Consider the following 14,462-nt stretch of genomic DNA (forward strand, 5'->3'; position numbering starts at 1 on the left):
GAAATCGGTATGGAAAAAGAATTGCCGGAAGGCATCGAAGTCATCACGCGCCGCGTTCTTCTCGACCGCCTCACTGAGTCGAGTCTCCGCGATGATTTGGAGCCTGCGCTACGCGATGTCCTGCTTTCCCCTGATGGCCATTGGCCTCAAGAGTTAAAGGATCGTGCATTCGGCACGTGGGAATGCTTTTATGCATTACGCTGGGTACTTGGCCTCGGTGAACTTCAAGCACTTTCAGATGAGCCAGCATATAAAACAGATGATGGCCGCGCCTTGTTTTCCATCAAACAGCCAGAAGCACTCAAGGTGTTGCCCGCGTGGGACATTCGCCCTTTTCGAGATGCGGCAGATTCGTTTCTCACCCGGTGCTGGATGGAATTGAAGGCGCGCAATGCGATTCATGGGACAACTGAAGAGGATGTGCTTCAGGCAGTCAACTTTCGGCAAAGCGTTGAGGCGGAAGATTACACAGCGGACTACCTCGTTGGTTCACGTACGGTCACAGAACTTCCCCTCCAGTTGCTGTGGCTGGTAACTATGCGTGCCTACCATCGGACGAACATGCTTGCCCTTTTGGTCGATGTGACGGGCAGTGAAAAATCCCCCAGCGAGATTCGGACCTATTTTGCAGGCTTCTTTACTCTGACAAAGACAGAAGAACTCTCCGAGTCCGCAGTAACCGAATCCAGCACCTAATTCAACCGTTCAAAAATTCCTGCGGCGCCCATGCCGCCGCCTACGCACATTGTGACCATGCCGTAACGGGCGTTGCGGCGGTCCATCTCGCTTAGCAGTGTTGCTGTGAGCTTTGCGCCGGTGCAGCCGAGTGGGTGGCCGAGGGCGATTGCGCCGCCGTTTACGTTCACCTTTGACGGGTCGATGCCGAGTTCGCGGATGACGGCTAGCGATTGCGCGGCGAAGGCTTCGTTCAACTCGATGAGGTCGATCTGGTCGAGGGTCAGGCCGGCGAGCTTAAGGACTTTGGGGATGGCGAAGATGGGGCCTACGCCCATCTCTTCCGGCAGGCAGCCGGCGGCGGCGTAGGCTACCAGGCGGGCCAGTGGCTTGAGGCCGAGTTCCTTTGCGCGGCTGGCTTCAATGAGGATGGTGGCGGCGGCGCCGTCGGAGGTTTGCGAGGAGTTCCCTGCTGTCACTGAGCCCTTAGCGTGGAAGGCCGGTTTGAGTTTGGCGAGGGCTTCGGCGGAGGTGTCGGCGCGTGGGCCTTCGTCGGCGGTGAAGTCGGCTTCGGTGACTACTGGCTTGCCTGCTTTTGTGCCGGGGACTGCGGTTGTGATTTTTACTGTCACGAGCTCATTGGCGAATTTGCCTGCTTGCTGCGCGGCCAGGGCCTTCTGGTGACTTGCGAAGGCGAAGGCATCCTGGTCTTCGCGGGTGATGTTGTAATGCTTCGCCACCCGCTCGGCGGTGAGGCCCATGGTGAGCAGGCTGGCTGGGTAATTCTCCGCAAGCCAGGGGTTTGGGCTGGGCTTGAGGCCGCCCATGGGGATCATGCTCATGGATTCGGCTCCGCCGGCGATGACTACCTTTTCTGAACCGGTGCGGATGCGCATGTCGGCTTGGGCAATGGCCTCAAGGCCGGAGGCGCAGAGGCGGTTCACTGTGACTCCGGAGACTTCGACGGGCAGGCCGGCGCGGAGGGCTGCGAAACGCGCCATGTTGAAGCCGGCTTCGCCTTCCGGCTGGGCGCAGCCGAGGATCACGTCGCCGACTTCGGATTTGTCGAGCTGGGGAACCTTATCTAAAGCGCCGGTGAGGGCGATTGAGGCGAGGTCGTCCGGGCGGGTGGTGGCTAGTGTGCCCTTGGGGGCGCGACCTACGGGAGTACGAACGGCGCTGACGATTACGGCTTCCGGCATGACTACCTCGGGAACAGGGACCAGGAAACAGGGATCACTGCTGGCACATTGATAGATGGCTGGCCGTGTTGGCGTCAAACTGCGCGTTACAGATTTACAGAATTACAGATTCTGGTGGCAAAGGGGGGGTAGGGGTATTCCTTCTCTTAAAGCAGACGGCCCGAATCCATGCGGATTCGGGCCGTCTTTTTGCTGCTGGTTATGAGTGTTTCACAAATGGGGTTAATTCTATGCAATGGTTTTCCACAGATTTGAGATTTATTTTTCAGGACTGGGTCAAAACCGGCTCAAGGGAGGGGGAGCTGGGTCCATGCGCCATTGGAGAAGTAGCGGTAGGCTGTCCGCCCGTCAAGGATGGAATCGGCGATGGCGTCGTGGTCAATGCGGGGCGGATGGGGTGTCAGGCTGAGCTGGGCTTCATGGACGCGGTTGGGCGAGGCTGTGTCGATGGCGCGGCCGAAGCCGAGTTCCTTCTGGTTCGGGAGCAGGCGGAGAAAGCTTTGCCTGGGCGCGGTGGTGCTGTAGACCGGCGCTGCCTGATTGCTCCCAAAAAATACGAGCAGTGAAACCTCGCCATCCTTATCGGTGCAGAGGACGGCCCAGTCCGAGGAGCCGGGGCGCTCGAAGCTGCCGTGGATGACGTTTTCCGGGTGGTGCGCTTCAGAGGATTGCGGGATAAGGCAGCCGCGGCGGTTGAGGGCGTCGGCGGTGGGACTTGGTAGATCGGGGAACGAAGTGATGGGGAGGTGGTGGATGGTGAATGGGAGTTCTATGCCATTGAGCGTCTGGTGCCCGGTGGTGACTAGAGAGGATGGTAGTGGTTGCTGAGCGGATAAAGGAAAGGCCATCGCCAGAAAAGCGAAGAACGTGCGTGCTACCTGACCGGCGTGCATGATGAAAACTTTATGCTCTGCACTCAGTGATAGGCAATGCCATTTGAAATATCGGCAGCAGCAAAGCAGTCGCCTGCAAGCGCTTCACACCAATCCACTGCTTCGCGTTCGCGCGCTTGATCCGCTGCCATTGCCTCATAACCGCCGCAAAGCTCGCTCATCGATTGATATAAAAAGTCCGCATTTTCCTGCATTGCACTTCTCCGGTTTCAATAGTTTATCGGGCGGCTCACCACGAGCGATAGTTATCCCACCCTAGCGGCAAAAACAAAAGCGCCGCGAGGGTGGGGCACCCGTTTTGTCAATTCCGTAAGGGTTTGCCGGTTTTCAGGGTGTGGGCGATGCGCTCCTGGGTTTTGCGCTCGCCAGAGAGTGACAGGAAGGCTTCGAGCTCGAGGTCGAGGAGGTATTGCTCGGAGATGAGGGTGCCGGCGGTGATGCGGCCTCCGGAGAGGATGTAGGCGGCCCACCGGGCTACCTTCTGGTCGTGCTCGGAGGCGAAGCCTGCTTCACCCATGAGGTAGATGCCGGTTTCAAGCGTGGCTAGAGCGGCGAGGCCGGGTGCGGGAATCTGGGTGCGCGGGATGGGGGCGGAGTAGCCGGCTTCTGCGAGGGCTACGGCCTGGGCTTTGGCGTCGAGGAGCAGGCGGTCGCGGTTGAGGGTGATGCGGTCCGACGGGGCCATGAGGCCGAGTGTGCGGGCGTCGAATGCCGAGGTGGAGACCTTGGCCAGGGCGATGGTTTCTAGCGCGCGCTTGAGGGCGGTGAGCAGCTCGGCGGATTGAGCGAAGCGGGAGGGTGGGTCTTTTGGGTCTGGCGGTGCGAGGGCAGCGGCTGCGTCTACGGAGCGGAGGAGCAGCTCCTTGGTGCCTCCGCCGGCGGGGATGACGCCTACGCCGGCTTCGACGAGGCCGATGTAGGTCTCGGCGAAGGGCTGGCGGCGGGCGGCGTGGAGGTTGATTTCGGCTCCGCCGCCGAGGGTCATGCCGAATGGAGCTGTCACAACGGGGCGCGGGCAGAATTTGATGGACGAGGTCATGCGCTGGAAGGCGGCGATGGCTCCGCGGACTTCATCCCACTCGCCCTCTTGCGCGGCAAGGAGAAGCTGCATGAGATTGGCGCCGACGGAGAAGTGTTCCCGGTCACCGGAGATGACGAAGCCAGAGAAGTCGCGGACGGCTTCTGAGTCGGGCTTGAGGACGGAGGCGATGAAGCTGGTGACGTCTGTGCCGAGCGCGTTTTTGAGGGTGTGGAGCTCGATGCAAGCGATGCCGTCTCCTAAATCGACCAGAGAACAGCCAGAGTTGGAGCGGACGGTCTTATGAGTGCGGCGGAAGTCGGCGACGCGGGCGTGGCCGGGCTGGGCGGGGATGGGTTCCCAGTGGGCGGAGACGGGATTGAAGCATTGCGGACCGTCGGCGGCGTACCAGGATGTGTTTTTGGATTGCAGGAGTTCTTCGGCGGCGGGATGGACGGGAAGATTCAGCGACTTGAGACGGGCGACGGTTTCTTTGACTCCTGCGGCGTCCCACATTTGGAATGGGCCTAGCTCCCAGTTGAAGCCGGCTCGCATGGCGGCGTCGATGGAGGGTGCGTCGTTGGCGGCTTCGCCGATGAGCGATGCCGAGAGATTCCAGAGATTGGCTAAGAGCGGCCAGAGGAAGCGGGCGGCTTTGTCTTTTGTGGGGTCGGCGGCGAGGAGCAGGCGCAGCTTTTCTGCGGTGTTGGGGGCGCTTTTGGCCATGTCGAGCGCGGGGATGGCGGCTTTGGCTTGCGGACGGTATTCGAGGGTCTTCAGGTCTAGTGCAGATCGCTCCTCTGATCCGTCGGCTGCGCGGGATTTCTTGTAGAAGCCCTGGCCGGATTTGTCGCCTAGCCAGCCGCGCTTGACGACTTCCTGAAGGATGGGCGTGAAGGGGCTTTGTGTTGCGCCTTGCGGGAAGTTTGCTGCGACGTGGGCGAGGATGTCGATGCCGACCATGTCGGCGAGGCGGAAGGTTCCGGTGCGGGGCCAGCCGATGGCGGGGCCGGTGAGGGCGTCTACTTCTTCAATGGTGAGGCCCTGTTCCAGCATGAGCGCGGCGGCAGTGGAGATGACGGAGACGCCGATGCGGTTGGCGATGAAGTTTGGCGTGTCATTGGCGAAGACGGTTTCTTTTCCGAGGTGAAGATCGGCGAAGGCGGCGAAGGATGCGGCTAGCGCCGGGTCTGTTTCGGGCGTGGGGATGATTTCAAGGAGGCGCATGTAGCGCGGGGGATTGAAGAAGTGCGTGCCGAAGAATTTTTTCCTTGTTTCGGAGGGGAGTATTTCGGCGATCCGGCTGATAGGTAAACCTGACGTGTTGGTGGTGAGGATGGCGTTTGCCGCGAGGTGCGGGACTACGCGCTGAAGCAGGGTGTGCTTTATGGCGAGGTTTTCCGCGACGGCTTCAATGATCCAGTCGCACTGGGTGAGCCTGGGCAGGTCTTCTTCGAAGTTGCCGGGGGTGATTCGGCTGGCAAAAGATGCGTCGTAGAAGGCGGCGGGCTTGGATTTTGCCAGGGCTTCGAGGGCGCGGATGGCCAGCTCGGATTTGGACTTTGCGCCTTCGAGGACCATGTCGAGGAGGAGCACTGGGATGCCGGCGTTGGCGAGATGAGCGGCGATGCGTGAACCCATGGTTCCGGCGCCGAGGACGGCGGCGCGGCGGATGAGCAGGGGCTGGATGGTGATCGACTCGACGGGGGCGGGGATGGCGGCGCTCATGCGTGCTCCTGATTGGTGCTGCTGGGCGGAGGATACGGAGGCTGCTTCACTGCGGTCAAGCGGCTGCGGTTTGCTGGATGCGATTGAGGACAGCGCAGGTCTCAGCGGGAGTGAGGATGGCGGGGAAAAACTCCATGACGCGATGGAAGCTGACGGGGCAATCATAGCGGTCCGGTTTGACCGCGTGAAGATGCGGGCAATAGTTTGGTAACAGCGTGAGGGAATCGAATGGCGTTTAGACATTGGATGGCGGGATTGGCGCTGGCGGCTGTGTGCGGGCTGGCTGGCGCGCAGGATCTGAAGAGCTTTGAGCAGCGGATTACGACGAAGGTGCTGCCGAATGGGTTGACGCTGTTGATCTGCGAGCGGCCGGAGGCGCCGGTCTTCAGCTACGTGACGTTTGTGGATGCGGGCGATGTGAACGACCCGTCGGGCGATAGCGGGCTGGCGCATATGTTCGAGCATCTGGCGTTCAAGGGAACGACGGAGATTGGGACGAAGGATTATGCGGCGGAGAAGGTTGCGCTTGAAAAAGTGGAAGCCGCGAATGATGCGTTTGAGGCGGAGAGGCTGAATCCGCTGGGGGCGAATCCCGAGAAGCTGAAGGAGCTGGCTGCGAAGTTCAAGGCGGCGCAGGATGAGGCGCACACATTTGTGATTCCGAACCAGTTTACCGAGGTGGCGGAGCGGAATGGCGCGGCGGGGCTGAATGCGGAGACGGGGCTGGACGAGACGCTGTTCTTCTGGTCGATGCCGGAGAACCGGCTGGAGCTGTGGGCGTGGCTGGAGAGCGGCAGGCTGGCCGATGTGGTTCCGCGGGAGTTTTACGCCGAGCGCAACGTGGTGATGGAAGAGCGGCGGATGCGGACGGATTCCGACCCAATTGGGCGGCTGCTTGAGCAGTTTCTGGCGACGGCTTATGTGGCGCACCCGTATGGGCGGAGCAGCATTGGCTGGCCGAGCGAGGTGAGCCAGATTACGGCGACCGAGGCGATGGATTTTCACAAGAAGTATTACGTGGGCTCGAATCTGGTTGTCGCGGTGGTGGGAGATGTGAAGGCGCAAGAGGTGATGCCGATGCTGGAGAAGTATTTCAGCCGCGTGCCTGCCGGGCCGAAACCGGAAGAGATGACTACGGTGGAACCGAAGCAGTTTGCCGAGAAGACGGTGGCGATCAAGGAGCAGACGCAGCCGTTTTACATCGAGGGCTACCACAGGCCGAGTTATCGCGATCCCGATGACGCGGTGTATGACGCGATTGCGGACATCATGTCGAATGGGCGGGTTTCGCGGATGTACAGGAGTTTGGTGCGGGATCAGCAGATTGCGGCGGAGGCGCAGGGGTTCAGCCCGTATCCGGGAGACAAGTTTCCGGGGCTGTTTGCGTTCTATGCGGTGCCGCTGCCGGGACACTCGCCGGCTGAGATGCGGGATGCGATTCATAAAGAGATTGAGAAGCTGAAGGCGACGGACGTGAGCGATGACGAGCTGAAGATGTTCAAGACACGAGCGCGCGCCGATCTGCTGCGTGGACTGGCGGATAACCAGGGGCTGGCGAATGCGCTGGCCGAGTACCAGACGCGGTATGGCGACTGGCGGGAGTTGTTCAAGCAGCTCGACAAAGTGGATAAGGTGACGAAGGCGGATATTCGGCGCGTGGCGAGCGAGGTGTTTGTGGCGAGCAACCGGACGAGTGCGTGGATTGAGACGGAAGCGGCGGGCAAGGCCGGGGGTGCGCAGTGAGGAATAAGGGACAAGGGATGAGGGACAAGGGACAAGGAATGCGCGCCGCCTCCATGTTTGTGGTGGGTTTGATGGCTGTGATTGCGCCGGTGATAGCTGACGCGCAGCAGAGCAAGCCTTGGGAGAAAATTCCGGTGCCGCCGCTGCGGGAGTTCAAGCCGCAGATGCCGAAGCGCGTGGAGCTGAAGAATGGAATTGTGATCTTTCTGCAGGAGGATCATGAGCTGCCGTTTGTGAGCGGGTCTGTGCTGATTCCGGGTGGTGCGCGGGATGAGGATGCGGCTAAGACAGGTTTAGTGTCGCTGTACGGAGAGACGTGGCGGACCAGCGGCACGGCGAAGATGGACGGCGACGCGATGGACGATTTTCTGGAGGCGCGCGCGGCGCATATCGAGACGACCGGTGGAGAGAATTCGACTGGATTGTCGTGGGATTCGCTGAAGGGCGATTCGGACCAGGTTTTTACGCTGGCTCTGGATCTGCTTCTGCATCCGAAGTTCAATGCCGAGAAGCTGCAACTGGCGCAGCAGCAGGCGGCGGCGGGGATTGTGCGGCGGAATGACGATGAGTCGGGGATTGCGGGGCGCGAAGCCGCGAAGCTGGTGTATGGACCGGCGAGCCCGTATGCGCGGCAGGCGGAGCTGGCAACAATTGGCGCGGTGAAGCTGGCGGATTTCGAGGCTTGGCACAGGAGAACGATCGGCGGGAAGCTGATTATCGCGGTGAGCGGGGATTTCGACGGGGCGGCGATGGAAGCGAAGCTGCGCGCGGCTTTTGAGCTTCTGCCCGCGGCGAAGGCCGAGCCGCAGCGGCATGAGAGCTTCAGCGAGCCAAAGCCGGCGCTCTACTTTGTGGACAAGGAAGATGTGAACCAGTCCAATGTGCAGATTGTGGGGTTGGGCACGGACCGGCGCAATGCGGATGTGCCGACGCTGGCGGTGATGAACGACATTCTGGGCGGAGGGTTTTCGAGCCGGCTGTTCCAGAAGATTCGCACGGAGATGGGCGATGCTTATGCGGTGGGCGGCGGCATCTCGTTCAACTACGATCATCCGGGAATCTTTAATGTGGAGGTGCTGACCAAGAGTGTCTCCACGGTGGACGCAACGAAGGCGGCGCTGGATGAGATTGCCGGGCTGACGACGCGGCCATTTACCGAGGAAGAGCTGAAGCGGTCGCAGGAGGACATTCTGAATGGATTCCTTTTCCGCTACGACACGAAGGAAAAGGTTCTGGCCGAACAGGTGCGGCTGGAGTTTTTTGGCTATCCGGCGGATTATCTCGAAAAGTATGAAGCTGCGATTCCCAGGGTGACGCTTGCGGACCTGTCAGCGGCAGCGAAGAAGTACATTCATCCGGACAAGCTGGCGGTGCTGGTGGTGGGCAACAGGCAGGAGATCAAGCCGGGGCTAGATGAGCTGAAGCTGGGCGCGGTGCATACGCTGGATGTGACGATTCCCGGCGCGCCGAAGGGCGGCCCTGGGGATGGCGGAGCGCAGCAGCAGTGAGCGTGGCAGGTGCGAGCCAGACTGGAATGAACGAGGAGACGGACGTGGGCGGCGGAGAGCTGGCGATTGTGATTATGGCGGCGGGCAAGGGGACGCGGCTGAAATCGCGGCGGCCCAAAGTGCTGCACGAGATTGGCGGCAAGCCGCTGCTGAGCCATGTGATTGCAGCGGCGGAGCGCATTGTGCCGGCGGGGCAGATTTTTGCCGTGGTGGGGCACCAGGCGGAGCGCGTGCGGGCGGCTGTGGAAGCGACCGGCGTGCAGTTTGTGGAGCAGACCGAGCAGCGCGGCACCGGCCATGCAATTCAATGCGCGGCGGATGCGATCAAGGATTATGAAAATATCCTGGTGCTTTCGGGCGATGTGCCGCTGATTCGCACGGAAACGATTGAGAAGCTGTGGAAGTTTCACCAGATTCAGCGCGCGGCGATGACGATTCTGACGGCTGCGCCGGAGGACCCGACGGGATATGGACGCGTGTTGCGGGCGAGTCCGGAGTCGGCTGAAGTGACCGCGATTGTGGAGCAGAAGGACCTGCAGGCGGAGCAGCATGGTGACTTGGGTGGACTCCGGGAGATCAACTCCGGCATTTATGTGTTTCGCACGGCGCCTCTGCTGGAGCACCTGCACCGGCTGACGGCGAACAACAGCGCGGGCGAGTTCTATCTGACAGATATGGCGGCGCTGCTGCGGGCGGCGGGTGAGCGCGTGATGGCGATTGAAGCCACGGATGCGGCGGAGATTCTGGGCGCGAATACGATTGCCGAGCTTGTGGCGCTGGATGAGACGCTGCGCGCCGCAACGGCAAAGCGGCTGATGGCGGAGGGCGTAACGATCTTTCGTCCGGAGACGTGCGTGATTGACGCCGATGTGCAGGTTGCGCCGGATACGGTGATTGAGCCGTTTGTGCAATTGCTGGGGAAGACGGTTATCGGGAGCGAGTGCCGAATCCGGTCTTATTCGGTTCTCGAAAACTGCGTGCTGGGCGATGCGGTGCTGGTGCGGCAGAGCTGCGTGATGGTGGAGAGCAAGGTAGCGAACGGAGCGCAGATCGGCCCGTTCTCGCGGCTGCGCGAAGGCACGGAGCTGGGCGAGAACGTGCATGTGGGCAATTTTGTGGAGACAAAAAACGCCGTGCTGGGCAAGGGAACCAAGGCGAATCATCTTGCGTATATTGGCGATGCGGAGGTTGGCGGAGGAACCAATATAGGCGCGGGAGTGATTACGGCCAACTACGACGGCGTGCGAAAATCGAAGACGAAGATCGGCAGTAAAGTCTTTGTTGGAAGCGACTCAGTTCTGGTGGCGCCCATTTCAGTAGGCGATGGAGCGCTGATCGCAGCGGGTTCGACGATTACGCAGGATGTGCCGGCCGATGCGCTGGCGGTGGGACGCGCGCGACAGGTGACGAAAGAGGGCTGGGCGGCGTCCAAGCGGATGCGGCAGGAGCAGTCAAAGGGATGAGCCTGACCGGTTTATGAGATGATAGACGGTAATACGATTTACTTTTTATGGCCCATGTACCGTGCTGATAATTTTCTATACATTGGGATCGAAATAGTGTAAGAACGCATCAGTCTAGTTGTAGCATATTTTTAGTGATTTGTTTTTCGCATGGAATTGCATGGAGCGGTGGTGGGTTCGGCTGATTTTTCGCGACTGAGCGGAAAGTTTTCGTGGTATTTGCCGATATACACTACGCCTATGTCTGCTTCTATGGGCCGTTTTTGCCCCAAAGCACATGAGAGACCGGGACCAGCAAGAGCGGTCTACGCATATCCAACAGAGAGGGTGGCCTGGGACGACGATGGGCTGACCGAAAGTCGGTCTGAAATCGCCAGAGCAACAGGGCCGCACTGATACAGGCTGTCAGGAGCTGCAAAGATTGCAGATGCGCCGCAATGCGACACAAACCGCGCAAAGCGCGGAAGTCCCCAAGGACGCTGCCGCCCAGAATAGCGGTCCGGGCCGGATTCTTGTGGTGGATGACGAGGCGAATGTGCGCGCCATGATGGGCGCTACGCTGGAGCACCATCACCATCATGTGCATCTTGCGAGCAACGGGCGTGAAGCGATGGAGATGCTTCAGCAAGGCACCTTCGATGCGGTTCTCACCGACATTGTGATGGAAGATGGCAGCGGGCTGGCGCTGCTGGAGCGGATACGGGCGCAATACCCCCACCTGCCGGTCATTATGGTGACGGCGGTGCATGACATCAGCGTAGCCATCGACGCGATGCGGCGAGGCGCGTTTGATTATCTTCTGAAGCCGTTTGAGCGCGAACACCTGGTGGCCTCCGTGCATCGAGCGCTGGAACACAGCCACCAGGTGAGCGAAAACCGCAGCTACCAGGAGAACCTGGAACGGATTGTGATGGCGCGTACGGAGATGCTGCGCCACGCGATGCAGGAGCTGGAGCACTCGTATGACATTACGCTGGAGGCACTGGGCGACGCGCTCGATCTGAAAGACGCCGAGACGGAAGGCCACTCGAAGCGCGTGACGGCGTACACGATTGCACTGGCAAGAGCGATGGGTCTGACTCCAGATGAAATTAAGACGATTGCGCGCGGGGCATTTCTTCACGACATCGGTAAGATGGCGATTCCGGATTCGATTCTGCGGAAGCCGGGCCCGCTGACGGGTCCGGAGCAGGAGATTATGCGCGAGCACTGCACGCGCGGCTACCATATTCTGCGGAAGATTCCGTTTCTGCGCGGGTCGGCGGAGATTGTCTTCAGCCACCAGGAGCGCTTTGACGGCACGGGCTATCCGAGCGCGCTGCGCGGAGCGGAGATTCCCGTTGGGTCGCGCATCTTTGCCGTGGCGGATACGCTGGATGCAATTACGAGCGACCGGCCATATCGCGCGGCGGGGGGCTTTGACACGGCAAGGGCGGAGATACTGCGCTGCTCCGGAACGCAGTTTGACCCTTCCGTTGTGGAAGCGTTTCTTAAAATTCCGAACGAGCTATGGTATGAGCTGCGCGCGGAGATCAACGGACAGGCCAGGCGCTACACGACAGCCGATATGGCGGCTGAGGCGCTGGCCCGCTCAATGGCGGACAAGCTGCTGTAGAAGCGTATTGCCAGCGCCACCTGTGCATTTATACTCGAAGCATAGACGCAGTTAGACACTGAAAACTCTTACCTTCATATTTGTCCTGCATTCGCTACCGAAGGGGATGCTTTGACCCAATACGCTCTGCATTTCATGTTAAAGACAGGAGAGCACTGTCTTTCCCGGAGCCTCTGCTAAATGCTATTTGCCTCGTTTCCTTACATTCTGGCGTTTCTGCCGTGCGCGGTCATTGTGTGCATTCTGCTGCGGCAACTGGCGGGGCCGAGGGCGGCGCAGATCTGGGTGCTGGCTGCTTCGATATTTTTCTATACGCGAGCCGGCTACTTCAACCTGGTTTATCTGGCGCTGTCGATTCTGGGAAACTGGCTGCTGGCGCGGGCTATCAATCGCGCTGAAGAACCTGCGAAGAAGCGCATGCTTGTGACTGCGCTGGTGCTCAACACAGCTTATCTTTGCGTCTTCAAGTACCTGGGTTTTCTGGCCTCTCTTGTGCCATTTCTGCTGCCTCATGGTTTTGCGATGCCGGAGATTCCGTTTCCGCTGGGCATCAGCTTCTTTACCGTGACGCAGATCATGTACCTGGTGGATTGCTATGAGGGATCGCTCAGTCATGGCTCGCTGCTGGATCACGCGACATTTGTTTCGTTCTTTCCGTATGTGATCTCCGGCCCACTGGGCAGAGCGAAGCGCATGCGGCACCAGTTTGGAAATTTCGGCAGCGTGGATGGCGCGCGCGCTGGAAACCTGGCGCGAGGACTGTTTCAATTTTCGATGGGATTGTTCAAGAAGGCGGTCATTGCCGATTCCTTTGCGCGCATCTCGACCTTCGGATACAACTCGGCAAAGAATCTTTCCTGCGCCGAAGCATGGTTCTTTGGGATTGCGTATGTCTTTCAGATTTACTTTGACTTCAGCGGCTATTCCGACATGGCGATTGGCTCGGCGCGGATGCTGGGCATCGACATTCCCGCGAACTTCGACGCACCGTACAAGGCCAAATCGATCATTGAGTTCTGGCAGCGCTGGCATATCTCGCTGACGAGCTTTATTACGACGTATCTGTTCACCCCGATTTTGCTGACTATCAAGTCACGCCGGCCTTTCAAGCGCGATCTGCTGTTTGCTTCAGCATTCGCCACGTTCCTCGCGATGGGCATTGCAGGGCTGTGGCATGGAGCGGCGTGGACTTTTGTGGTGTGGGGATTTCTGCATGGGCTTTACCTGGGAATTAACCAGTACTGGCGACGGAAGAAGATGCCGAAGATTCCGGGGCTGTTGTCATGGGCCATTACCTTTGCGGCCATGACGATCGCAGAGGTTTTCTTTGGGGCTTCTTCTGTGAAGCAGGGCGCAATGCAGGTGGCGAGCATGTTCAATCCACATCATGCGCTGATGCATGACAACATCTCGCGCATGGGTGTGGAAGGCGTAAGCTTCAAGATCTTTGGAGTTCCGCTGTTGATCGGCGCGATCGCGGCCTTTGTCGGGCCATCTTCCGAGCAGCTTGCGCGGGAGTTCCGGCCGACGATTTGGAATTGTGCTTACGGGGCGGCTCTGCTGCTTGTGGGATTTCTGTTCGTTAACTCCAACATCCCGAGCCCATTTATTTATTTCCGCTTCTAGTTCCGTTTCCAGGGAGACCGATACGCGATGAGTACATCTGCTTCAGCCGCCGCGCCAGAGACTGCACGCGGGATTTCCGCTATTCAGTGGCTGATCGTGTTTTTTGGTCTGGCCGCGCTGCTGGTGGGAATCAATATGTTGATTGCGTGGCGCATGGATGTCTTCGGCATTTTGCGCGATGCTCATGGCCGGGCGCTGATTACCTCCGACCACGAGCGGAAGCAGAAATACCTGCTGAATCAGGGGTATGTTCCGGAGAACTTTAATGCGCTGCTGATTGGTGCTTCGGCGTCGGTGAACTGGTACATGTCGCCGATGGCGGGCTACCGCTTCTACAACGAATCCTTAGAAGGCGGCGATGGGACCGAGGAGCGCAAGCTGGTGGAGCAGGCTTTGCCGACCGGGCATTTCCAGGCAGCGGTGGTGGTTCTCTATCCTCGGCTCACGGCGCTGCACCTGCTGCAGGATGGCTTTGACAAGGTGAAGCGGAGCGAGGCGCTGGGCTCGCTGAGCTTGCTGGGCGTGGAGTATGACGTGCTTCACGAGCGGCTGACGCATGTGAAGGCGGCGGCTTCTCCGGATGGCAGCCATGCCGTGCCGGTACATGCGCCGCCGCGGCCTACGGATAAATTTCCTGTGTGGGAGGATGGCTTTGGCTCAGACGCGCAGGCTCGTGAGGACTACAGGGACTTATTGCAGGAGTTGGCTGCCAAGGGCGTGAAGATTGTCTATGTTACTTATCCGATGTATGAGCCGGGTTACGAGCCGAACAAGGAAAAATACGATCAATACCTTGCTGAAATACGGCAGATTCTGCCGCCGGGGCCGGTGATTGATTTCAATGCACCGGAATACTTCAGTTTCCGCAATGATGCGAGTAACTACATCGACGACGTGCATTTGAGCGCGTCTGGAACGGAAAAATTCAGCCAGGTATTGCGGGAGCAGGTGGCAACGGCGCTTGCCGCCGAATAGTTACGGCGGTTGTTGC

12 protein-coding genes are annotated in these 14,462 nt (G+C 59.6%); 8 read left to right on the forward strand and 4 right to left on the reverse strand.

Going from position 1 to position 14,462, the window contains the following annotated elements:
* Window positions 1-696, forward strand: a 696-nt coding sequence (locus ABSG47_RS09870; protein ID WP_424169350.1) for a hypothetical protein, incomplete at its 5' end; no start/stop codon positions are given.
* On the opposite strand, the gene ABSG47_RS09875 is transcribed toward ABSG47_RS09870, so the two are convergent.
* From ABSG47_RS09875 to ABSG47_RS09890, 4 genes are all read right to left on the reverse strand, one after another.
* A complete protein-coding gene (locus ABSG47_RS09875) occupies window positions 693-1,877 on the reverse strand; it encodes an acetyl-CoA C-acyltransferase (RefSeq protein WP_424169352.1) in 1,185 nt (394 codons plus the stop codon). The two genes, ABSG47_RS09870 and ABSG47_RS09875, sit on opposite strands and share 4 nt — an antisense overlap.
* A 287-nt stretch (window positions 1,878-2,164) precedes the next feature.
* Window positions 2,165-2,770, reverse strand: coding sequence for a hypothetical protein (locus tag ABSG47_RS09880; RefSeq protein ID WP_424169354.1), 606 nt, complete (start codon window positions 2,768-2,770; stop codon window positions 2,165-2,167).
* 23 nt (window positions 2,771-2,793) lie between these two features.
* Window positions 2,794-2,964: a hypothetical protein gene (locus tag ABSG47_RS09885; RefSeq protein WP_424169356.1), complete on the reverse strand. Its 171-nt coding sequence runs from the start codon at window positions 2,962-2,964 to the stop codon at window positions 2,794-2,796.
* A gap of 107 nt (window positions 2,965-3,071) precedes the next feature.
* Window positions 3,072-5,516, reverse strand: coding sequence for a 3-hydroxyacyl-CoA dehydrogenase/enoyl-CoA hydratase family protein (locus ABSG47_RS09890; RefSeq protein ID WP_424169358.1), 2,445 nt, complete (start codon window positions 5,514-5,516; stop codon window positions 3,072-3,074).
* Here ABSG47_RS09890 and ABSG47_RS09895 point away from each other — a divergent pair.
* The 7 genes from ABSG47_RS09895 (at window position 5,515) to ABSG47_RS09925 (ending at window position 14,446) form a co-directional block, all read left to right on the forward strand.
* Window positions 5,515-5,727, forward strand: a complete 213-nt coding sequence (locus ABSG47_RS09895; protein ID WP_424169360.1) for a hypothetical protein — start codon at window positions 5,515-5,517, stop codon at window positions 5,725-5,727. The two genes, ABSG47_RS09890 and ABSG47_RS09895, sit on opposite strands and share 2 nt — an antisense overlap.
* 17 nt (window positions 5,728-5,744) lie before the next feature.
* Window positions 5,745-7,259 carry a M16 family metallopeptidase gene (locus ABSG47_RS09900; RefSeq protein ID WP_424169362.1) on the forward strand — a complete coding sequence of 505 codons (1,515 nt, stop codon included), beginning with the start codon at window positions 5,745-5,747 and terminating at the stop codon, window positions 7,257-7,259.
* Between the two features lie 17 nt (window positions 7,260-7,276).
* Window positions 7,277-8,767 carry a M16 family metallopeptidase gene (locus ABSG47_RS09905; RefSeq protein ID WP_424169364.1) on the forward strand — a complete coding sequence of 497 codons (1,491 nt, stop codon included), beginning with the start codon at window positions 7,277-7,279 and terminating at the stop codon, window positions 8,765-8,767.
* Window positions 8,764-10,230 (forward strand): bifunctional UDP-N-acetylglucosamine diphosphorylase/glucosamine-1-phosphate N-acetyltransferase GlmU, encoded by a 1,467-nt coding sequence (gene glmU, locus ABSG47_RS09910; RefSeq protein WP_424169366.1) that lies wholly within the window; start codon window positions 8,764-8,766, stop codon window positions 10,228-10,230. Before ABSG47_RS09905 ends, glmU begins: the two co-directional genes overlap by 4 nt.
* 427 nt (window positions 10,231-10,657) lie before the next feature.
* Complete coding sequence (locus tag ABSG47_RS09915; protein ID WP_424169399.1) at window positions 10,658-11,845, forward strand: HD domain-containing phosphohydrolase; 1,188 nt, start codon at window positions 10,658-10,660, stop codon at window positions 11,843-11,845.
* Between the two features lie 180 nt (window positions 11,846-12,025).
* On the forward strand, window positions 12,026-13,471 hold the full coding sequence (locus ABSG47_RS09920) for an MBOAT family O-acyltransferase (RefSeq protein WP_424169368.1): 1,446 nt from the start codon (window positions 12,026-12,028) through the stop codon (window positions 13,469-13,471).
* Window positions 13,472-13,498: 27 nt separating this feature from the next.
* Complete coding sequence (locus ABSG47_RS09925; protein WP_424169370.1) at window positions 13,499-14,446, forward strand: SGNH/GDSL hydrolase family protein; 948 nt, start codon at window positions 13,499-13,501, stop codon at window positions 14,444-14,446.
* Window positions 14,447-14,462: the final 16 nt, after the last annotated feature.

Origin of the sequence: Occallatibacter sp., assembly GCF_049510455.1 — a bacterium.
Taxonomy (GTDB): Bacteria; Acidobacteriota; Terriglobia; order Terriglobales; family Acidobacteriaceae; genus Telmatobacter.